The organism is Sphingomonas tagetis, from assembly GCF_024211275.1.
GTDB lineage: Bacteria > Pseudomonadota > Alphaproteobacteria > Sphingomonadales > Sphingomonadaceae > Sphingomonas > Sphingomonas tagetis.
On the sequence record NZ_JAMLDX010000007.1, the window covers coordinates 23,078 to 43,972 of the forward strand.

General features: G+C 67.3%; 15 protein-coding genes. 5 read left to right on the forward strand and 10 right to left on the reverse strand.

Features of this window, described 5'->3' with window-relative positions; genetic code table 11:
• Positions 1-10 precede the first annotated feature (10 nt).
• The 4 genes from M9978_RS10550 to M9978_RS10565 form a co-directional block, all read right to left on the reverse strand.
• Positions 11-1,402: a sensor histidine kinase gene (locus tag M9978_RS10550; RefSeq protein WP_254293004.1), complete on the reverse strand. Its 1,392-nt coding sequence runs from the start codon at positions 1,400-1,402 to the stop codon at positions 11-13.
• Between the two features lie 132 nt (positions 1,403-1,534).
• Positions 1,535-2,341: a response regulator transcription factor gene (locus tag M9978_RS10555; RefSeq protein WP_254293005.1), complete on the reverse strand. Its 807-nt coding sequence runs from the start codon at positions 2,339-2,341 to the stop codon at positions 1,535-1,537.
• Positions 2,341-3,768, reverse strand: coding sequence for a S1C family serine protease (locus tag M9978_RS10560; RefSeq protein WP_254293006.1), 1,428 nt, complete (start codon positions 3,766-3,768; stop codon positions 2,341-2,343). The genes M9978_RS10555 and M9978_RS10560 overlap by 1 nt, the downstream gene beginning before the upstream one ends.
• Positions 3,769-3,910: 142 nt before the next feature.
• Positions 3,911-5,593 carry a tetratricopeptide repeat protein gene (locus tag M9978_RS10565; protein ID WP_254293007.1) on the reverse strand — a complete coding sequence of 561 codons (1,683 nt, stop codon included), beginning with the start codon at positions 5,591-5,593 and terminating at the stop codon, positions 3,911-3,913.
• A 132-nt stretch (positions 5,594-5,725) separates the two neighbouring features.
• On the opposite strand from M9978_RS10565, the gene hppD reads away from it, so the two are divergent.
• The gene (hppD, locus tag M9978_RS10570) at positions 5,726-6,766 is read left to right on the forward strand and encodes a 4-hydroxyphenylpyruvate dioxygenase (protein WP_254293008.1); all 1,041 of its coding nucleotides are present in this window, start codon (positions 5,726-5,728) and stop codon (positions 6,764-6,766) included.
• Positions 6,763-7,119: a Rieske (2Fe-2S) protein gene (locus M9978_RS10575; protein ID WP_254293009.1), complete on the forward strand. Its 357-nt coding sequence runs from the start codon at positions 6,763-6,765 to the stop codon at positions 7,117-7,119. Before hppD ends, M9978_RS10575 begins: the two co-directional genes overlap by 4 nt.
• On the opposite strand, the gene M9978_RS10580 is transcribed toward M9978_RS10575, so the two are convergent.
• From M9978_RS10580 to M9978_RS10605, 6 genes are all read right to left on the reverse strand, one after another.
• Entirely contained in the window at positions 7,116-8,585 is a 1,470-nt protein-coding gene (locus M9978_RS10580; protein ID WP_254293010.1) for a flavin-containing monooxygenase, read from the reverse strand. The genes M9978_RS10575 and M9978_RS10580 overlap by 4 nt on opposite strands.
• A gap of 372 nt (positions 8,586-8,957) precedes the next feature.
• Positions 8,958-13,148 carry a translocation/assembly module TamB domain-containing protein gene (locus M9978_RS10585; protein WP_254293011.1) on the reverse strand — a complete coding sequence of 1,397 codons (4,191 nt, stop codon included), beginning with the start codon at positions 13,146-13,148 and terminating at the stop codon, positions 8,958-8,960.
• Positions 13,148-15,283: an autotransporter assembly complex protein TamA gene (locus tag M9978_RS10590; protein WP_254293012.1), complete on the reverse strand. Its 2,136-nt coding sequence runs from the start codon at positions 15,281-15,283 to the stop codon at positions 13,148-13,150. Before M9978_RS10590 ends, M9978_RS10585 begins: the two co-directional genes overlap by 1 nt.
• 108 nt (positions 15,284-15,391) lie before the next feature.
• Entirely contained in the window at positions 15,392-15,844 is a 453-nt protein-coding gene (locus tag M9978_RS10595; RefSeq protein WP_254293013.1) for a MarR family winged helix-turn-helix transcriptional regulator, read from the reverse strand.
• Between the two features lie 99 nt (positions 15,845-15,943).
• Positions 15,944-17,239 (reverse strand): MFS transporter, encoded by a 1,296-nt coding sequence (locus M9978_RS10600; protein ID WP_254293014.1) that lies wholly within the window; start codon positions 17,237-17,239, stop codon positions 15,944-15,946.
• 26 nt (positions 17,240-17,265) lie between these two features.
• Positions 17,266-18,057: a 2-keto-4-pentenoate hydratase gene (locus M9978_RS10605; protein ID WP_254293015.1), complete on the reverse strand. Its 792-nt coding sequence runs from the start codon at positions 18,055-18,057 to the stop codon at positions 17,266-17,268.
• Between the two features lie 118 nt (positions 18,058-18,175).
• Here M9978_RS10605 and M9978_RS10610 point away from each other — a divergent pair, with 118 nt between their 5' ends.
• The 3 genes from M9978_RS10610 to kduD all read left to right on the forward strand — a co-directional run bounded on the left by M9978_RS10610 (position 18,176) and on the right by kduD (position 20,877).
• Positions 18,176-19,195 (forward strand): LacI family DNA-binding transcriptional regulator, encoded by a 1,020-nt coding sequence (locus M9978_RS10610; protein WP_254293016.1) that lies wholly within the window; start codon positions 18,176-18,178, stop codon positions 19,193-19,195.
• A gap of 87 nt (positions 19,196-19,282) precedes the next feature.
• Entirely contained in the window at positions 19,283-20,125 is an 843-nt protein-coding gene (gene kduI / locus M9978_RS10615) for a 5-dehydro-4-deoxy-D-glucuronate isomerase (protein WP_254293017.1), read from the forward strand.
• Entirely contained in the window at positions 20,122-20,877 is a 756-nt protein-coding gene (gene kduD, locus M9978_RS10620; protein ID WP_367305074.1) for a 2-dehydro-3-deoxy-D-gluconate 5-dehydrogenase KduD, read from the forward strand. The genes kduI and kduD overlap by 4 nt, the downstream gene beginning before the upstream one ends.
• Positions 20,878-20,895: the final 18 nt, after the last annotated feature.

Below are 20,895 nucleotides of genomic sequence, written 5' to 3' on the forward strand. Positions count from 1 at the left end.
ATATGTCCCCTCATTCCCCGGCGCCTTCCTTGACGCACGGCAGCGAAATCTCAATCCGAAATCCGTTTGCGACGTTGAAAGCGCGAACATCACCGCCCGCGCGCAACGCCACCGTCTTGACGAACGCGAGGCCGAGCCCGTGGCTGTCGGTCCCGCCGGTCGAATAGCCCGGCTCGAAGATCCGCTCGATTCGGCTCGGGTCGATTCCCGGTCCGTCATTCTCGACCGCGATGCGCACCGTGGCGCCGTCGCTGGCGACGGTGCAGCGGATGGTGGTTTCGGGCGTGGCGAACTTGACGGCATTGCCCAGGATATTCTCGACCATACGGTCGAACAGGTCACCTGCGACGCGCACCCGCGCCGGCTGCGCGTCGAGGTGGAATTCCAGATCCTTGTCGTCGCCGAGATAGACGAACATATCGTCGATCAGCCGCCGCACGCGTTCCGCCGGATCGACCGTATCGACGCCGGCGCCGCGCGACACTTCGGCGTCGATGATGCCGAGCAGCATGCGGCATCTCTTGTCGATCGTCGCCAGCTTGGCGTCGGTATCGGCGATCAGCGGTTCGCCCGGCGTCTTGCCTTCCAGCGCCTCGAGATGGCGCCGCGCGACCATCACTGGCCCGCGCAGATCGTGCGCGACATGGCGGTGCAGCCGGCGCAGCCCGCCGATCATGTCCTCCGACCGCGCCAGCAGCGCGTTGAGATGCTGCGCGAGCAAGCGGAATTCGGGCTGGCCGTCATCGGCCTCGGCCCGCTCCGAAAAGCCGCTGCGGTCGGCGCGGTCGAGCAGCGCGTTGAACTTGTCGAGCCGCGACCGCCACCCACGCATCAGCGCCCAGGCGAGCAACCCGGCGAGCAGGACGAACGCCAGCGCGACGCCGCCCGCGATCAGCCAGGCGCGCATTACCAGCCGGGGATCGGGCGAGTAGATGCGCGCGCTCAAGAACTGCCCCGCCCCGCCCGCATCCTCGATCACGCCGATCGCGGTGGCCGCGGCGCGCTGGCAGGCGGTGCCGGCGGCGACCTTGAAGCGCACCTCGCCCGATCCACCGGGCCAGGCGAGTTGCGGCGTACCGGTCACCGCACCGTCTTTCGCGCGATAGAGAAACAGTGCCCGCGCGCGTTCGCCGCTGTCGCAGCGCCCACCGTCGGTGGCCTCCTGCGCCCGTGCAGCGACCAGCGTCAGTATCTCGGCCTCGCGCTCCTCGGCGGACATGCCGGCGGCCAGGCTGGCGATCTTGCTCGACAAGACCGCCGCATCCGCCTCCGACCGTACCTGCGCCAGCTCGCGCGCGTTCATCGACACCATCTGCAACAGGCCGAGCGTCAGCCCCGCCAGCGCCACCGCAGCGAGCGCGCCGATCACGAGGGTCGTGCGAAGGGGGAGCCAGCGGAGCATCGTCTTACGGTATCACGCAATGACCGTTCGTGCTGAGCTTGTCGAAGCATCGTGTCTCCCGCGCATCGCTGGAGAAGAACGGCCCTTCGACAGGCTCAGGGCGAACGGGACAAGGGACATCACTCTAGGGCGTCAGCGCCCACCCTCCAGCCCGGCGAGGTTGCGCAGCGCGAAACCCTGCGCCCAGATGTTGGTGACAAGCGGATGGAAATCGTCCGGAATGTCCGGGCATTGCCGCTTGAGCGACTTGCGCAGCCGCTTGATCGCCTGATCCACCGTATTGGCGAACTCCTCGGGGAAGTGGCTCCAGCCCTTGCCGATCCAGCACCGGTCCCACAGCATCGACTGCGACAGGGGATTGCCGCGTTCCTTGTAGAGCTCGACCAATATGTCCGCCTCGCGGCTGGTCAGCTGAAGCAGCCGGCCTTTGCAGCGCACGTCCTTGGTATCGGCATCGACTTCGAGCGGCGCGCAGGTCCAACCCTTGCTGCGCATCGTCGGCTTGCGGCGGCGCAGCTGCGCAGCGACGCGCGCAACCAGTTCCTCGCTCGTCGCGGGCTTGGGGACATAATCGTCCGCGCCGCGCGCGATCAGGCCGTGGATGCGCTGATCCTCGCCGCCGAGCAGCGAATAGACGAGCGCGGGCACGTCGGGATCGGTCTTCATGCCATTGGGGCGGCGGCGCACGCGGTCGAGCACTTCGAGCCCCTCGACGCCCGGATTGATGCGGTCGAGCACGACGACGTCATAGGCTTCGGCGGTCAGCGCCGCGAGCGCGGCGTCGCCAGTCTCGAACAGATCGACCGTCTCGCATCCGGCATTCTCGAGCGCCTGCTTCATCTCCGCGCCGATCTCGTCCTCGAGGATCAGCGCACGGCATCCGGCGAAGGTATCGGCGATGCCCTGCGCGGCCTCGGCGTCCAGTTTCAATGCGCTCATTACAACGGCCCCCGCGGAAAGCGGCGCGGCACGCCCGGGCGGCGGGCCTTGGCGGCCTCGGCGCTCAGCGGCAGCGCGATGTGGAGCGTACCCTGTCCGGCGCGCTGGATGCGCAGCACCGATACGCTACGCTTCGACCCGGTGATCGCAGCCATTGCCGCCGCCGGATCGGTCACCGCCACGCCGTCGATGGCGAGCAGTTCATCCCCTTCATACAGACCGTACATCTGGCCGATCGAAGCCTCCTCTACCTTGCCCACCAAAATCCTGCCGGCGCTCGCGCCAGCCTTGAATTCGAACCCCAGCTTGAAGCTGCCGTCGCTGCCCAGACCATCGGACATCGACAGCGCCGCCACCTTGCCGCGCTCGCCCGCGGTATCCTCGTCCGGCTCCAGCGCGACCGCGAGGTCGATCGGCTTGCCGCCGCGCATCACCTTGACGCCGACCTTGTCGCCGGGCCGCGTGTCGATCAGCGCCATCGACAGGTCGCGCACCACTTCGAGCTTGCGGCCCTCGACCGACAGCAGCAGGTCGCCGATCTTCACACCGGCCTTCTCCGCCGCACCGCCGCCGGTCACGGCATCGACGATCAGCCCGGTCTTGCCCGGCGCGCCGAGCGCCTCGGCCATGCCGGCATCGGCGCTGCTTGCAGTCACACCCAACCGCCCGCGCACCACCTTGCCGTCCGCGACCAGCTTGGGCGCGATCTTCGCCGCCAGCTCGGCGGGGATCGCCAGGCCGATGCCGATGTCGAAGATGGTTTCCGGCGGTGTCGCCGTGTTGATGCCGATCACGTCCCCCTCCTCGGTGATCAGCGGCCCGCCACTGTTGCCGGGATTCAATGCGGCGTCATGCTGGATGAAATTGACAGGCCACGCAACGTCATAGGCGCGGTCATATCCGCTCACGATACCCGAAGTGACCGAAAACCGGTTCCCGAGCGGATTGCCGAGCGCATAAACCTTGGTTCCGAGCGGCAGTTTCGAGCTGGCGGCGAATTTGAGCACCGGGAGCGGGCCGTCGGGCTTGATCTTGACGATGGCGAGGTCGGTACGGCCGTCGCGCCCGATCACCGTGCCGGCATAGCGTTTGCCGTTGGCGAAGGTCACCTCGACCTTGTCGAGCTTGGCGACGACATGCGCGTTGGTCAGGATCAGGCCGGAAGCGTCGATCACGAAGCCCGATCCGCCCGCGCTCTCGGTATCGCCATTCTGCTTTCGCGCCGCCTCGTCCTGCGGACTGATCGCGACGACCGCCTTCATCGCGCGCTCGATTCCGGTTTCAGGCTTCGCAGCCTGCGCGACCGCCGCTTGGGGCATCGCTGCGGCGCGGGCGGTCGAAGGCAGCGCGACGCCGAGACACAGCGACGCGGCGAGGAACCAGCCGAGCGTGCGGCGGTAGAGATTGACGGGTTTCAGGGAGGTCATGGAGAATCCGGTACTGACTTCAGACCCCCCATTTCTGTCATTCGGTTCAGCTTGAATCGACGGTCAGGATCAGACACGTCGCCGATTCAGGGGTTTAGCCGATGCCGGCCAACGCCTCATCCCCCTGACGGGGGATATGCGCTCAACGCTTGCTCAACCCCCAGGCCGCCTGCACCTGATCGCGGAAGACGATCGTGAACGCGCCGAGTTCGGTCTGCGCCTGCGCGTCGAACCCGGTCCCCGCCGCGGCACGCGACAACACCTGCCGCCCGGCCTCGCGCAGCAGCGTGCGCGCGAGCGGCAGTCCGGCCGGATCGCCCAGCAGGAAATTGCCATAGCCCCAGCCGATATTGATGCGCTGCTGGTGATCGGGGCGGAACGAGGTGCGGCCCTCGGCCTCGGCGCGCGCATACCAGGTCCGCGCCTGCGCGCGATCGCCTTCCTCGGCGAGCAACGCGGCAAGGCTGACCGCCGACAGCGCCCGGAACTGCGCGCCCTGCCCGCCCAGCACCTTCGCCGCATCGTAATTGGTCTGCAGCAGTGCGATCGCCTCCTTGCGCTGCTTCAAGCGCCCGAGCGACGCGGCGAGATTGTTGCGCGCCATCACCGTGCGCATATGCCCGGCGCCGAACTGGCCCTCGGTGATCACCAGCACCTGCCGTAACAGGCTGACCGCTTCCTCATAGGCCCCGGCGCGCGACAGCACGGTCGCCATGTTGTTCATCAGGATCGCCAGTTCCTCGGGATTGGCGCCGCCCGCCGCGCTCAGCACCGCCAACGCGCGCTGGAACATCAGCGCGGATTCGTCGAGATTGCCGAGCTCCATCAGCGCCAGCCCGACATTGGAGTAGGCAAGGCCGGTGAAGTTGCTGCTCTCGCCATAGAAGCGCAGCCGCAGCGTCAGCGCCTCGCGCAGCACGCCCTCCGCCTCGCGATACTGGCCCATCCGCATCAGCGCGACGCCGAGGCCGGTCAGGCTGTCGCCGACATCGGGCGTGTCGCCGGCGGCGCGGCGGATGCGCAGCGTGTCGCGCCAGATCGTCACCGCTTCTTCGGGCCGGTTCTGCTCCTCGACGCACAGCGCCAGCGCCTCGCGCAGGCCCAGCGTCTGCGGCGTCGCCGGCCCCATCAGCACGGTCAGCCGCTCGATCCCGATTCGGAAGGTCTTCTCCGCCTCCGCCAGCCGGCCGAGCCGCATCAGCGCATTGCCCTGCATCAGCCGGAAGAAGTTGCCGTCGGCGGTGTCGCCGCCGATCACGACCGCGCGCTCGGCCAGCGGCAACGCCTCGGCATAGCGGGCGAGCATGACGAGGTTGTTGACGCGCCGTGCGACATAGGCGGCGAGCGACGGGTCGCCCGCCAGCAGCTTTTCCGCCCCCGCCAGCGCGATGCGGAACGGCTCTTCCGCGGTGCTGTGCTGGCCCTGCCGCTCGAGCACCAGCCCATACATGAAGTTGGCGACCAGCGACATCTCGCTCTCGACCCCGAAGGTCGCGGCGACCTCGGTCGCGCGTTTGGCGATCGGCACCGCCTCGACCGAGCGGCCATTCTCGGCCAGCGCGACGCCGTAATATGCGAGCAGCAGCACGCATTTGTCGAGCGAGTCGATCGTCGCCTTGTCGCCCCCCGCCTCGGCGATGCACGCCTTGGCATCGGGCTCGATCAGCGGCAGCGCGGCGCGCACCTCGCCATTCTGAAACTTCGTGGTGAACGCCTCGCTGGGCTGACGCACTTCGACCTGCGTCTGCGCATGCGCATGCGCATGCGCATGCGCAGTACCCGCGGCAAGGAACGGCAGGATCAAGGTCCAATGGCGAGCGTGCATCCGGTTCCCCCTCCCGGTGAAGCTCGATCCTGCGCCGTGCGTTGGCAACCGACAAGGGCTGACTTAATTAGTATCATTTGACACTAAATCGATGCTGCCGTAGATTGTTGGCCCGTTTCCGGAGCGACCATCATGACCGATCCTGCCAACCCGCTGGGCCTCAACGGCTTTGAGTTCGTCGAATTCACCTCGCCCGATCCCGAGGCAATGGCCGCGCAGTTCGAGCAGCTCGGCTTCGTGCCGTCGCACCGCCACCGCACCAAGAACATCACGCGCTACAAGCAGGGCCGCATCAACCTGATGCTCAACCGCGACGCCGACGGACGCGTTGCGGCGTTCCGGGGCGAGCATGGCGCGTCGGCCAGCGCGATGGCGTTCCGCGTCGCCGATCCGGAAGCGGCGATGATCTGGGCGCTCGACAACGGCGCCAAGCGCACGATCGAGGACGACACGGTGATCGAGGGGATCGGCGGGTCGTATCTCTATTTCATTCAGGACGGCATCGACCTCTATGCCGACTGGGCGGAGATCCCCGGCTGGCAGGAGGCCGAGGCGAAGAACAATGTCGGGCTCGACCTGCTCGACCACCTCACCCACAATGTCCGGCGCGGGCAGATGCGGGTTTGGAGCGAGTTCTACAAGACGCTTTTCAATTTCGAGGAGCAGAAATATTTCGACATCAAGGGCCAGGCGACCGGGCTGTTCAGCCAGGCGATGATCGCGCCGGACCATGCGATCCGCATCCCCTTGAACGAGAGCCAGGACGACAAGAGCCAGATCGAGGAGTTCATTCGCGAATATAAGGGCGAGGGCATCCAGCATCTCGCGCTGACCACGCCGGATATCTACGACACGGTCGAGCGGCTGCGGGCTCGCGGGGTCAAGCTTCAGGACACGATCGAGACCTATTACGAGCTGGTCGACAAGCGTGTTCCCGGCCATGGCGAGGACCTCGAGCGGCTGCGCAAGAACCGCATCCTGATCGACGGCAGCGTCGAGACCGGCGAGGGCATTCTGCTGCAGATCTTCACCGAGAACATGTTCGGCCCGATCTTCTTCGAGATCATCCAGCGCAAGGGCAATGAGGGTTTCGGCAACGGCAACTTCCAGGCGCTGTTCGAGAGCATCGAGCTCGACCAGATCCGGCGCGGGGTGATCAAGGTCGACGCTTGAGCGAGCGCCTCACCGCCACCCCGCCGGGCGTCAGGCTCGGCCCGCTGGAGCAAATCGCTGACGGCGCGGCGCGCAACTTCGTGCTGGAGATGAAGGCGGGGCGGTTCCACGGCTTCGCAGTGCGGCGCGGCGACGGGGTCGCGGGATATGTCGATCGCTGCCCGCATATGGGACCGCCATTGGCGCAACGGCTCGACCAGTATCTCACCGATGACGGCGCCTTGATCCAATGCAGCTGGCATGGCGCGCTGTTCCGCATCGATGATGGCGCCTGTGTCGGCGGGCCGTGCACAGGTGCGGCGCTGATTCCGTGGCCGCTGGAAGTGCGCAAGGGCACGATCTTCACCGCCTAGGCCGCCGCCTTTCGCGGTGCCGGGTTGGAGAATTCCATTCCTTCATCAACCCCGCCGAACTTGAGCGCGAGCAGGTCGAGCGCGTAATTCTGGTGGACGCGCCACGGCTTGCGGTTCCCCTGTTTGGGGAATTTGTCGAGGCCGCGCTGGACATAGCCCGAGGTGAAGCTGAGGAACGGCTCGGGCTGCACATCGCCGCCGATGCGGGGTGTCGCCTGGCGCATGCCGCGCTTCTTCATCGTGTTGAGCAGCCGCGCGACATAGGCGGCGGTGAGGTCGGACTTCAGCGTCCAGCTGGCGTTGGTGTAGCCGAAGGACGAGGCGAGGTTCGGAATGTCCGAATACATCATCGCCTTGTAGCCGAGCGATTTCGCCGGATCGACGCTCTCGCCGTCGACGGTGAACGGGATGCCGCTCATCAGCTGCATGTCGAGTCCCGTGGCGGTGACGATGATGTCGGCGGGCAGCAGCTCGCCCGATTTGAGGCGGATGCCGTCTTCCTCGAAGCGCTCGATATGGCCGGTCGCCACCGCCGCGCTGCCATCACGGATCGAGGCGAACAGGTCGGCGTCGGGGACGAGGCAGATGCGCTGGTCCCACGGATTGTAACTCGGCGTGAAATGGGTCGCGACGTCGTAATCCGGCCCCAGCTCGCCACGGACCATTTCGACCAGCCGCTTTTTGGTCTGCTCGGGCTTCTTGCGCGCGAGCCGGTAGAAGAACTGACCCAGCGCGACATTCTTGATCCGCGTCAGGCGATAGGCGAGCCCGCCGGGAAGCTCCGCGCGCAGCCAGTTGGCGATCCCATCCTCGGACGGGCGCGCGACGATATAGGTCGGCGAGCGCTGGAGCATCGTCACCTGCGCCGCTGTCCTGGCCATCTCCGGCACCAGGGTCACCGCTGTCGCGCCCGAGCCGATCACCACCACGCGCTTGCCGGCATAGTCGAGCGCCTCGGGCCAGAATTGCGGGTGGACGATCTGGCCCTTGAAGGATTCGCGCCCGGCGAAGTCGGGGAGATAGCCGGCGGCGTAATTGTAATAGCCCGAGCACATGAAGAGGAAGTTGCAGGTGAACTCGACGCGCTCGCGATCCGGCCCGCGCTCGACGCTGACGGTCCAGCGCGCTTCCGCGGTCGACCAGCTCGCCGCGGTGACGCGGTGCTGGTGGCGGATATGCCGGTCGATGCCATGATCGCGCGCGGTTTCGTCGAGATAGCGCAGGATCGACGGCCCGTCGGCGATCGCCTTGGCCTGCGTCCATGGGCGGAAGCTGTAGCCGAGCGTGTACATGTCGCTGTCCGAGCGGATGCCGGGATAGCGGAACAGGTCCCAGGTGCCGCCGATCCGCTCGCGGCCTTCGAGAATCACATAGCTGCGGTCGGGGCAGTCGCGTCCAAGGAAATAGCCCGCGCCGATGCCGGAAATCCCGGCGCCCACCACCACGACGTCGAAATGCTCGCTCATTCGCCTCTCCCGAGCGGATACTTACATGAGTGTAAGTTGTGTGCAAGCATAGCGGCTTGGATTTGTGAACGCGGGCGTTCTGTAAGTTGACAAAGTTGACAGAAAGCCCGTGTGTTGTGGGCGCGGTTGACAGCTGTCATGCGCGGCCAATGAGCGGGACGGACGGCGGGTTGCGGCATGGGTTCGGCATAGCGAGCCGGCGTCTTGTAGGAAAATGGTTTGCCGCCTTCCCCGCTCCTGTCACCCCGGCCTTGTGCCGGGGTCCACGGTTCCACCGGCGATGCGGCTGGAGCCGGTACTGCTTCGCCTGCCGCGCGGTGAACCCCGGCACAAGGCGGGGGTGATGGTGAAGGCGTGAGGCTGCCGCGTCCCCTAATAATCCTTCGAATATTTGATGCCGACGCTCGATCCGCCGAACGAGCCGGTCTGCGAGAGCAGGCTGAGCGCGCGGGTCAGGGCGATCTCGAGCTGGACCGCGGTGAAGCCGCGCGCGTCGGTGATGATCTCGACATAGATGTCGTCGGTCAGATATTTGCCCGCCGCGAGCGCCATGCCGCGCCCGGTGGTGTCGTCTTCGCCCAGGATGCGCAGCCGGTCGATCCCCGCCGCCGAGCGCAATTGCCCGAGCGGATTGAGCCCGCCGCCCGAGGCGCGCAGCCCGTTCAGCGCCGAAGCGAGCTGGATCGCCTCGGTCGCCGAGAGGTTGGTGACCGAGCTGCCGAACAGCAGCCGCGAGAGCACTTCGTCCTGCGGCAGGTTCGGCGTCGAGCTGAACGCGATGCGCGGCGCCAGGCCGGTGCCGCCGATGTTGATGTTGGCCGTCACACCTTCCGCGGTCGTGCTCGCCGCGATGTTGATCACCGGATTGGCGAGCGGCCCACCCTCGAAGCTGACGATGCCGCGGGTCAGCTCGAAGCGGCGGCTGGCGAAGCTGTAGGTGCCGCGCACCACGCGCGCCTCGCCGGTCACGACCGGCGCTGCCGAGGTGCCGCCGAGCTGCATCCGCGCGCTCCATTCGGATTCGAGCCCCATGCCGGTCACGAACAGCCGGTTGTCGGCGACGATGCTGACGTTGAGCTTGAACACCCCCCCGCGCGGACGGCGCACGGGCCGCTTGCCGTCGGCGGTGAGTTCGCTCTTGCGATAGACGCCGGTCAGCTCGGGCACTTCGGCGGCGCCCTGACGGATGATCTGGTAGCGCGCCTCGGGGATGATGATACGCCCCTCGATCAGCCCGCCGTTGAGCCCGTTGGTGATGCGCAGCTGCCCGGTCGCGGTCGCGCCCAGCGACTCGCTGCGCGCGAGCCGCGCGTTGCGGAAGCGGGCGGTGATGTCGATCGGGAAGCCCTCGTCGGCGGCGAGGCCGATCGTCCCGGCGGCGCTCAGCCGGCCATTGCCGGCGACCGCTTCGAGCTCGGTGATGTCGAGCGTCGTGTTGTCGAACCGCCCCTCGACCTTCATCTGCGACAGTCGCGTTCCCCAGGTCTCATTCTCATAGACCATGTTGCTGCCGCGCAGGATGCCGGCGATGCGCGGCGAGCGCACCTGGCCGGAGAAGTCCGCCGCTATCGCGACCGGTCCGCTCACCGTCTGGTCGGCAAAGCCGGCGAGCGAGAACAGCACCGCCGAGGGGCCGTTGTAGCGGACGCCGCCGGCGAGCGGCGCGGCGAGCAGCCGGGTGGTCCAGCTGCCCGCATTCGGGCCGAGCGGCTGGAGCGTCGCGACCATCCGCCCGATCGTGGTCGGCCCGCGCTTGATCAGCGCACGCGCGTCGCCGCCATCGGGCAGCAGCCGGCCGACAAAGGCGATATCGACCGGCGTCGAGACCCCGGCAAGGCTCGACCGGGTGAAGCCGGCGATGTTGAGGCGGGCGATGGCGCGCGGGAAGCTCTCGCCGCTCGGCTGGCGGAAATCGAGCGCGCCGGTCGCGGTGCCGCCGAGGCCGAGCCCGGGCGAGAGCGCATTGGCGACGGCGAGGTCGAGCTTGTCGAGCCGCAGTTGCATCGTGAGGCCGTCGCCCCACACGCCCGCGAGCCGCGCAGTGCCCTGGCTGAAATCGATCCGCGTCGGCTGGAGCCGGTAGCTGCCCTTGGCGACCTGAATGCGCGCGGGCTGTGCGGTCTTGAAATCGATCCCGTTCGAGCGGCCCGCCAGCGCCACCAGCCACAGATCGGGCGTGAAGCGGGCATTGGCGGCGACGCGGAACGGCACGCCCGACGAGCCCTCGGCAAAGGCCAGCGCGCTGCCGCGCCCGCCGCGATAGTCAATCTTCGCGCGGGCGCGGGCGAGCACAAAGTCGCCGCTGCGCAGATTGGCGATTTGCGCGTCGCCGGTGATCGCGGGCGCGTCGTCATAGAGAATCGCGGTGGCGTTGATCACCGCGCGGCCGATCGTGATCTCGCGGTCGCCGGGGATCTGCGCGTTGCTCGCGGTCGCGCGCACCACGGCCTGCTGGTATTTGCCCGCCGCCGACAGATCGACCGTGCCGTTGAGGCCCGATCCGGCGAAGCGCAGGTCACCGGCGAACGGCCCCGCCGCCGTCTGCACGAGGCGTCCGGTGATGTCGGTGCCGGCGAAGCGCGCCTTGCGCACATCGACGCTGAGCTGCCGCCCGGTGCGCACCAGCACATCGGCGGTGAACGGGCCGTAGCTGGTGCCGCCGCTCGCGGTCACGGCATAGCTGCCGTTCTGCCCGCGGATGCGCGCATTGAGATCGGCGAGACCGACGCCGAGTCCGGGCCGCGGCACGCGCAGGTTGACCAGCGGCGAGGTCAGGCTGCCGGTGACCCGCGCGAACACCGGGCCATAGCGGTTGGAATAGCCATCGGCGTTGAGCAGCAGCGCGCCAGCCGGATCGTAGCGGCCCGAGCCGCGCAAGATCTTGAACTGCGGCGCGGCGAGCTTGAGGTTGCTGAAGTTGATGATTCCGCTCGGATCGAGCCCGACATTGACGCGCAGGATCGCGTTGCCGCCGAGGAAATCGCGCACGCCGCTGTTGAACAATCGCGTGCTGCGCCCGACGATGCGGCCCTTGATCCCCCAGCCGCCGCCCGGGGCCGCGTAGAGATCGGCGTCGGTGGTCAGATCGACGATGCCGATGCCGTCGATCGTATAGTCGTTGACGCGGCCCTTGAGCGCGCCGGTGTAGCGCCCGGTGCTGACATTGGCGGCGAGGATCGCGGTGGCGTCGATGCGGTCGGAACGGATGCGGAGATTTTCCGACAGGATCTGCGGCCCGGTGATGGCGAGATCGCCGCTCAGCGTCACGTTGGTGAGCAGGCCGCCCGCCGCCGCGTTGAGGCCTGAGATGCGCGCCGCCCTGGCCTTGATCGGGACGAGGATGCGGTCGGTATTGATGGTCGCCAGTCCCTCGGCATAGACGCGCTCAAGCCGGGTCTCGCCAAAGCCGATCGACGCGGCCTGGAGCTTGTAGTCAACCGTCGGGGTGGCGAACGGGCCGTTGAGCGCGACGGCGCCGATCACCGAGCGCCCGTTGAGATTGGGCGCGATCGCGCCGGGGGTGAGCAGCATCGCCTCGACCCGGAACTGGTCGAAGGCGGACTTGCCGAGGTCGATCACGCCGGTGGTGGTGAGCGCGAGCGCGTTCGACTTGAGGCGCAGGCGGGTGTCGGCACGGCGCCGGTCGAGCGTGGCGTCGAGCGCGACCTGCAAATTGGGCGAGGCCAGCCGCTCGACCGGCCCCTTGAGGATCAGGCCGGGCTGGGTGACGCCGCGAATCTGGAAACTGCCCTTGCGCGCGGTGATGCCGAGATTCGCCAGCTCGCCACCGCCGAGCGTGCCGAGCGCGCGGCCGCGCCAATTGTCCCAGCTGCCGCGACCGCCGAGGCGCACCGCCAGCGGCTGTTTCAGGCCTGCCATGCCTGCGACGAGGCCGTTGGCGGGTGCGGCGAGATCGGCGTGCAGGTCGAGCTTGTTCGCGTCGGGCACCGCGTCGAGCACCAGCGCCAGCCGGTCGCCGCCCGCACTGCCGAGCGTGCGCCCGTTGACGATCACCCGCGCGCGGCGGTCGGCGATATCGGCCTCGCCGGTCAGCGTCGCGACGTAGCGCCGCCCCGCGACCGGCGGCTCCAGCACGATGCGGTCGATGGTCAGCCGCCCGATATCGATGTCGAGATCGGGGAGGAAAGGTGCGTTGGGGTCGCTCGGATCGAGCGCGGGGAGCCGGGTCACGCGCAACAGCGGGCTGGTCATCGAGCGGATGTCGATATGATTGCTGAAGTACGCGAAGGGCCGCCAGTCGATCGCGATTTGCGGGGAGGTGGCGAAGACGCCCTTGGGGTCGCTGATGCGGACATCGCGGAGGACCATCGCGCCGAAGACCGAGCCTTCGATCCGCCCGACCTTGACGTTGAGCCCGGTGGCGGTGCTGAACTTGCCGATCTGGTCGACGACGAAGCGCTTGCCCGGGCTGGTGTTGAGGCCGAGGACCGCGAGCAGCAGCAGCGCGGCGAGGCCGGTGAGCGCCACAACCACCCACTTCGCGGCGCGCTGCCAGGCCGGGCGGCGGACGATGACGATGTCAGCGGCTGGTTCCTCGGCCATCAGAAGGCCTGCCCGATCGAGATGTACAGCGCGACCTTGGACTCGCCCGGCTTGCGCGCGATCGGCGTGGCGATGTCGAGCCGGAGCGGGCCGAAATTGGTGTACATCCGCCCGCCGACGCCGACGCCGAAGCGCATATCGGTCATCTGCGGGATCTTGCTTTCATAGACCTGCCCGGCATCGATGAACGGTACGATCCCGAAATTGCCGAAGCGATAGCGCGCCTCGATCGCGAACTCGTTGAAGCTGCGCCCGCCGACCGGCTTGCCGTCGGGTGAGCGCGGCCCGAGCTCCTGATAGCCGAAGCCGCGCACCGATCCGCCGCCGCCGGCATAATAGCGCCGCGACGGCGCGAGCAGGTCGCGGCCGATGCCCTGGATCGTGCCGAAGCGCGCGCGCCCGGCAATGACGATGCTGTCGCTCACCGGATAATAAGCGGTGCCCTCGGCCATCGCGCGGGCATAGGGACGCACCGCGCCGCGCACCGAGGTTTCGGGGCTGAGATTGGCCTTTACGCGGAAGCCGCGCGTCGGGTTGAGCAGATCGTCGGACTTGTCCCACCCGGCGAACAAGGGCAGCGCGCCGATGAAATAATTGCCGCGCTCGCGCGCGCCGCGGGCGAAATCGTAGCGGTCCTCGCGCGTGCCTACCAGCTCGATGCCGAAGCTGTAGGTCAGCGGCTTCTGCCAGATCGGGGTCGAATCATAGGAGATGCGCGCGCCGAGCGTGCCGGTGAGGCTGGTGAACGCCTCGACGTCCGAGCGCAGCGCCGAGGCGAAGATCTGGAGGGTGCGGTCGCGCTTGCCCGCGTTCGAGCGGCGGAAGGTCGCCGACGCGCCCTGCTCCTGCGTGCCGGCGACGCCGGTGAGGATCAGCGCGCCTTCTGGCGGGAACAGGTTGCGGTGAGTCCAGCTGACCTCGGCGCGGAAGCCCTGGCCGGTGCTGTAGCCCGCCTCGGCCGCCAGCGTGCGCGGCGGACCCTTGGTCTGGCGGACCAGCAGATCGACATATTCGGTGCCGTCCGGCCCCGCCTGCCCGGTCTTCACCGGCTCGACCGACACGGTCGAGAACAGGCTGGTCGCAATCAGCGCGTCGCGCAAATCGTCGACCTTGCGGCTGTCATAGAGATCGTCGCGGCCGAAGCGGGTGAGGATGCCGATATGCCTGGTGTCGAACACCGCATCGCCCTCGGTGCGGATGCCGCCGAAGCTCGACCGCGCGCCGGTGGTGATCGGCAGCACATAGTCGCCGGTGTGAGTCTCCTCGTCGAGCAATATGTCGCGCTGGCCGACCTCGGCAAAGGGATAGCCGGTCTGCGGCAGCACCAGGCTGATCCGGGCTTCGGCCGCCTGCACGCGCACCGCATCGATCGCCTCGCCGACCTTGAGCGCGAAATTGTCGGCGATCAGCGTCGGCGGCACGGTCGGGCCGGCGTCGAGCTTGATCGTGCCGAGCCGATAGAGCGGTCCCGGCGTCGCGGCGATGGTCGCGGTCACTCGACGTTCGCCGGCCCCCACCTGCTTATCTGGCGTCTGCTCGACCGTCGCGACGGCAGTGGCGTCATAATAGCCGAGCGAGCGCATCAGCCGCACCGCCAGCTTCTCGTCCTCGCGCGCGCGCGCACCGATGATCGCGGCATTGGCGGCGCGGCCGTCGCCATCCTCCAGCGCCGACAAATTCTCGAACTGGTCGGTCAGGCCGAGTTCGTCGAGCCCGGTGACGCGCGTGACGTAGCGGATCTCGACCGCAGCCTCGTCATTGACCTGAGCCGTCTCGGCGACGGGCGTGGTGTCGAATTCGGCGATCGGCGGCAGCGGCGCGGCGATCTCCGCCTCCTTGCCCGCGCTGTCGAGATCGGCGGCATCCTCGATCGGCTCGACCGCCACGCTGCCGCCCGGCGCGGTCGCGGGATCGGCCGGCGCGATCTGTTCGAGCGGCGCGTTGACGTCGTCGCTGAGCGGCGGCAACGACTTTTCGAACTCTTCGTCCGACACGATCGGCTTTTCCGGCGCCGCCGCAGCGGGCGGTTGCGGCTTGGGATCGTCGGCCGGCGCGCCCTGCCCCGGCTTGGGCGTGCTGCCGATCTGCGCCAGCGCGCTCGCCGGAAGGAGCGCACCGCTTGCCAGCAGCAACATCAACGGCCGCAAACCCGAAATTGCCCTGTCCTCCCAAAGGGATCGCGCGCATGCGCACCCGCTCGCTAGCGTAACGAGCAAGCCGAAGGAAGGTTCAAGCTTTCGCAGTCAGCCGGTGCGCGCGATATTGGCGGCGGCGGTCTCGACGCGTTCGAGCATCTTGCGCAGCAGCGCCTGCTCGTCGGCCGACAAGCTTGCGAAGATGCGGCGCTCGAACTCCAGCGCCTGCGGGGCGATCTGGCGGTAGAGCGTCCAGCCGTCGGCGCTGAGGTCGAGCAAATGCGAGCGCTGGTCGTCGGGATTGGGCGTGCGCGTCACCAGCCCGCGGTCGTAGAGCGAAATCGCCGCACGACTGACCGTCACCTTGTCCATGTGCGTCCGGCCGCAGATCGCCTGCTGGCTCATCGCACCGAATTCGGCGAGCACGCAGGTCAGCCGCCATTCGGGAATGCGCAGCCCGAACTGCGCATGATAGGCAGCCGCAATCGTGCTGGAGACGCGATTCGACGCCACCGAAAGGCGGTAAGGAAGAAACGAGTCCAGCTTGAGTGTTGCCGTCATAGGACAGTGAATGCCGCGTTCCGGCAGTGGGCGCAATCACACGATTGCTTTACCCTACGGAAAGCTGGACTGCGGCGCACGCAATCGTCCGATTTTGGGTCAAACGGCGTCCACCCGCACCGGTTCGAGTCGCGGCGAGAGCAGATGAACCACCAGCAGCGCGATGAAATAGGCGCTGCCCGCGACCCAGAACAGTGGCCAATAGACCCCCAGCCGGTCGAGAATCTCGCCGGCGTAAAAGGCCATCAGGATGCCGCCGACCGCGCCGACCGTGCCGCCGATGCCGACCACCGACCCCACCGCGCCGCGCGGAAACAGGTCCGACGGCAGCGCGTAGAGATTGGCCGAGAAGGCCTGGTGCCCCGCGGTCGCGATGCCGATCACCAGCACCGCCAGCCACACGCTGGTGATCGATTCGGCGAACACCACTGGCAGCACGAAGCAGGCGCACACGAACATCGTCAGCTTGCGCGCATAATTGGCGGACTTGCCCGCCTTCATCAGCCGCGACGACATCCACCCGCCAAAGATGCTGCCGGCATCCGAGATCAGATAGATCGCCGCCAGCGGAATGCCGAAGGTCAGCAGGTTGAGGTCGTACTGCTTGAACAGATAGCCCGGCAGCCAGAACAGGAAGAACCACCAGATCGGGTCGATGAAGAACTTGCCGAGCGCATAGGCCCAGGTCTCCTTGCGGCTCAGCACCGTGGCATAGCCGATCGGCTGAACCGGATCGGCCGGGTCCTGCTCGATCCACGCAAGCTCGCCCTGCGTCACCTTGGGGTGCTGGCGCGGGCTCTTGTACATCGTCCACCACGCGATCAGCCACACGAAGCTGACCACGCCGGTGATCACGAACGCCATGCGCCAGCCCCAGGCGACCACCATCAGCGGCACCACCAAAGGCGTGATCACCGCGCCGATATTCGCGCCGGCATTGAACACGCCGATCGCGAAGGCGCGCTCCTTGGCCGGGAACCACTCGGTCACCGCCTTGATGCCCGCCGGGAAGTTGCCGGATTCGCCGATGCCGAGGCCAAAGCGCGCCATCGCGAACTGAGTCATCGAATAGGCGCCGCCATGCGCGATATGCGCGAGCTGCCAGATGACGAAGGCAACGGCATAGCCGAGCCGCGCGCCGACCATGTCGACGAACTTGCCGAAGCCGATATAGCCGATCGCATAGGCAACCTGGAACCAGATGATCACGCCCGCAAAGTCGCGCTCGGACCAGTCGAGGTCCGCCATCAGCGTCGGCTTGAGCACGCCGATCATCTGGCGATCGATATAGTTGATCACCGTCGCCGCGAACAGCAGCGCCACGATCCCCCAGCGATAGCGTCCTGCCTTGGCGGCGGCCGCCGTGCGGATGCCCTCAGCCTGGCTCGCGTCCATTCACTCTCTCCTTTACCGAGGCCAGCCTATTTCGGCTGGGCTGCTTCGATCGAGCAGCTCACCTGCATGCCGTTGAACGTCGCGGTCACCGACGCGCCCACGGGCACTTCGTGTACACCGGTTACCGCCCCCGAGGAAATCCATTGCCCGGCACGCAGTGCGATGCCGCGCGCGGCCATCGTCTCAAACAGGAAGCGGGCAGCGCCGATCGGACCATCCAGCATGTCGCGTGCGATCGCGCCGCCGGCCTGCACGCCGTCGATCAACAGCGCGACCGGCCAGTCAAGAAAGTCGAGGTCGCGCCAGCCGGTGATTGCCTCGCCGATCACCAGCCCGTGATTGTTGCCGAAGTCGGAAATGGTGACGAGCGGGCCGAGCACGTTGATCCCGGGAAAGGGCGAACTGGCAATCTCGATGCCGACATGCACGGCGTCGATCAGCCCGGCGGCCTCGTCCATCGTATAGCTGGACTTGGCGGGATCAGGCGCCCGGCCGATGCGCAGCAGAAATTCCGCTTCGGCCGCGGCGAAGCCGTCGGCGAACACCGGCATGGCGGGCGATTTGCCTATCCCGTCATGCACGCTGTCGGCAAAGATCGGCCCGGCGAGCCGGTTGACCCCGAGCTTCCCGTCGAGCGGCGGATTGATCTTGCCCAGCTTCCATCCCGCGACCTCGCCGCCGGTCAGCGCCAGTGCGCGATCCTGAATGGCATAGGCGTCGGCGAGCGAGTCCGGCAGCGTGCCCGGATAGTCGGGCAAGCCGCTCGCGCTGCGGCGCGCGGCGACGAAGGCTTCGGCGATCGCGTCCTGTCTGTTCATCCACCCCTCGCTTGTGTTCTGGATCGCGAGGCGTAAAGGAAACCGGTGTCAGTGACAAGCCGTCTCGATGCGTGACGGGACATTGGCGAGATACGGGGGCCGCGCTATGCAGGTGCCGATGAAGAAGAGCGGACAGGCGACGATCAACGACGTGGCGCGGCTGGCGGGCGTGTCAAAGAAGACGGTGAGCCGCGTCATCAACCACTCGCCCTTGCTCAACGAAGAGACGCGCGAGCGGGTCGAGAAGGTCATCGCCGAGATCGGCTATGTCCCCAATCCGCAGGCGCGCGCGCTGGCGCTGCGGCGCAATTTCCTGATCGGGCTGATCCACGACAACCCCAATCCGCACACCGTGCTCAACGTCCAGCAAGGCCTGCTCGAGGTGCTGCGTGACACCGAGTTCGAGCTGATCGTGCATCCGGTCGACCGCGGCTCGCCGACGATGCTCGACGACATCCGCCGCTTCGTCGAGCGCCAGCGCCCGTTCGGGGTGATGCTGCTGCCGCCGATCTCGGAGAATGATTCGCTCGCTGCACTGTGCGCCGAATATGGCGCGCGCTACGTCCGCATGGGCTCGGCGGCGTTCGACGATGCCGAACATATGGTCGCGTCGAACGACCGCGAGGCGGTGCGCGGCGCGGTGACGCATCTGATCGAGGCGGGGCATCGCCGCATCGGGCTGGTGCTCGGGCCGCACGGCTTCCGCTCGGCGTTCGAGCGGCAGCAGGGCTATGAGGCGGCGCTGCACGATGCCGGCATCCCGGTGCAGCGCACGCTGACCGCGCAGGGCGACTATACGTTCGAATCGGGGATGCGCGCGGCCGAACGCCTGCTCGACCTGTCGCCGCGGCCGACCGCGGTGTTCTCATCCAACGACACGATGGCGGCCGGCGTGCTGCACACGGCGCGGCAGCGCGGGCTCGACATTCCGCGCGACCTGTCGATCGTCGGCTTCGACGACACCTCGATCGCCTCGCAGATCTGGCCGCCGCTGACCACGGTGCGCTGGCCGATTGCGACGATGGCGCGCGCGGCGGCATTGAAGCTGATCGACGAGGAGGATGCCGACGATGCCGGTGAGTCGCTGTTCGTCTCGACGCTGGTCCGCCGCGCCTCGGTCGCGGCGCCAGCTGAATGAGTCCAAAGCGCGCAAGCTCGGTTGAAAAGTGATCTGACACCGGTTACCGGGACACAACGCTTAAATCGACGAGAGGATCGAGGCCCCATGTTCGACCGCACTTATTACGCCACGCATCCCGACATGATGGAGTGCGTTTCCAACGAGGAACTGCGCGACCGCTATCTGATCCAGGGACTGTTCCGCGAGGGTGAGGTGGTGTTGAACTATACCCACGCCGACCGCTTCGTGATCGGCGGGGTCGCGGTTGGCGGCGCGCCGGTCAGGCTGCCCGCGCAGGAGGAGCCGGCTTCGGCCAAGGGGCATCCGTTTTTGGAGCGCCGCGAGATGGCGGTGGTCAATGTCGGCAGCGTCGACGGCACCGTGACCGTCGATGGCGAGGCGTTCACGCTGGGCAACAAGGACTGCCTCTACGTCACGATGGGCGCGAGCGACGTTGAGTTCGCCGGCGCCGGCGCGCGCTTCTACATCGCGTCGTGCCCGGCGCATAAGGGCTTCACCACGCGCAAGCTCGGTATCGCCGACGCCAATGCGCTCGAGCGCGGCTCACTTGCTGAATCGAACGAGCGCACGATCTTCCAGCTGGTCATTCCCGGCGTGTGCGACAGCGCGCAGCTGGTGATGGGGCTGACCGTGCTCAAGCCGGGCTCGGTCTGGAACACCATGCCGCCGCATATCCATGAGCGCCGCAGCGAAATCTATTTCTACTTCGAGCTCGACAATCTCGACAGCGACCGCGTGATGCATTTCATGGGCGAGGGCGAGGCGACCCGCCACATCGTGATGCAGAACGAAGAGGCGGTGATCTCGCCGCCCTGGTCGATCCACATGGGCGCGGGGACCAAGGCCTATGCCTTCATCTGGGCGATGGCGGGCGAGAACCAGGACTATACCGACATGAACGTCCTCGACATCTGCCAGCTGGCGTGAGCGCGATGTTCGATCTGACGGACAAGGTCGCGATCGTCACCGGCGCCAATACCGGCATCGGCCAGGGCATCGCGCTGGCGCTGGCGGAGGCGGGCGCGGACATCGCCGCGGTCGGCCGCTCGGCCGCGACCGAGACGGTCGAGAAGGTGCGCGCGCTCGGCCGCCGGGCGGAGATCGTCAGCGCCGATCTGTCGACGATCGAGCCTGTGCAAAGAATTGTGGACGAGACTGTGGAAAAGCTCGGCGGGCTGCACATCCTCGTCAACAATGCCGGGATCATCCGGCGCAATGACGCGGTCGACTTCACCGAGGAAGACTGGGACGCGGTGATCGACACCAATTTGAAGTCGGTGTTCTTCCTGTGCCAGGCGGCGGCGAAGCACATGATCCCCAATGGCGGCGGCAAGATCATCAACATCGCCTCGATGCTGACCTTTCAGGGCGGCATCCGCGTGCCGAGTTATACCGCGTCCAAATCGGGCGTCGGCGGGCTTACCAAGCTGCTGGCGAATGAGTGGGCATCGAAGGGCATCACGGTCAACGCGATCGCGCCGGGCTATATCGCCACCAACAACACCGAAGCCTTGCAGGCCGACGAGAGCCGCAACCGCCAGATCCTCGAGCGTATCCCGGCGGGGCGCTGGGGCGAGCCGTCGGACCTTGGCGGCGCTGCGGTGTTCCTCGCCTCACGCGCCTCGGACTATGTCCAAGGCCATATCCTCGCGGTAGATGGCGGCTGGCTCGCGCGCTGACGCCGGAGACAGGGAGAA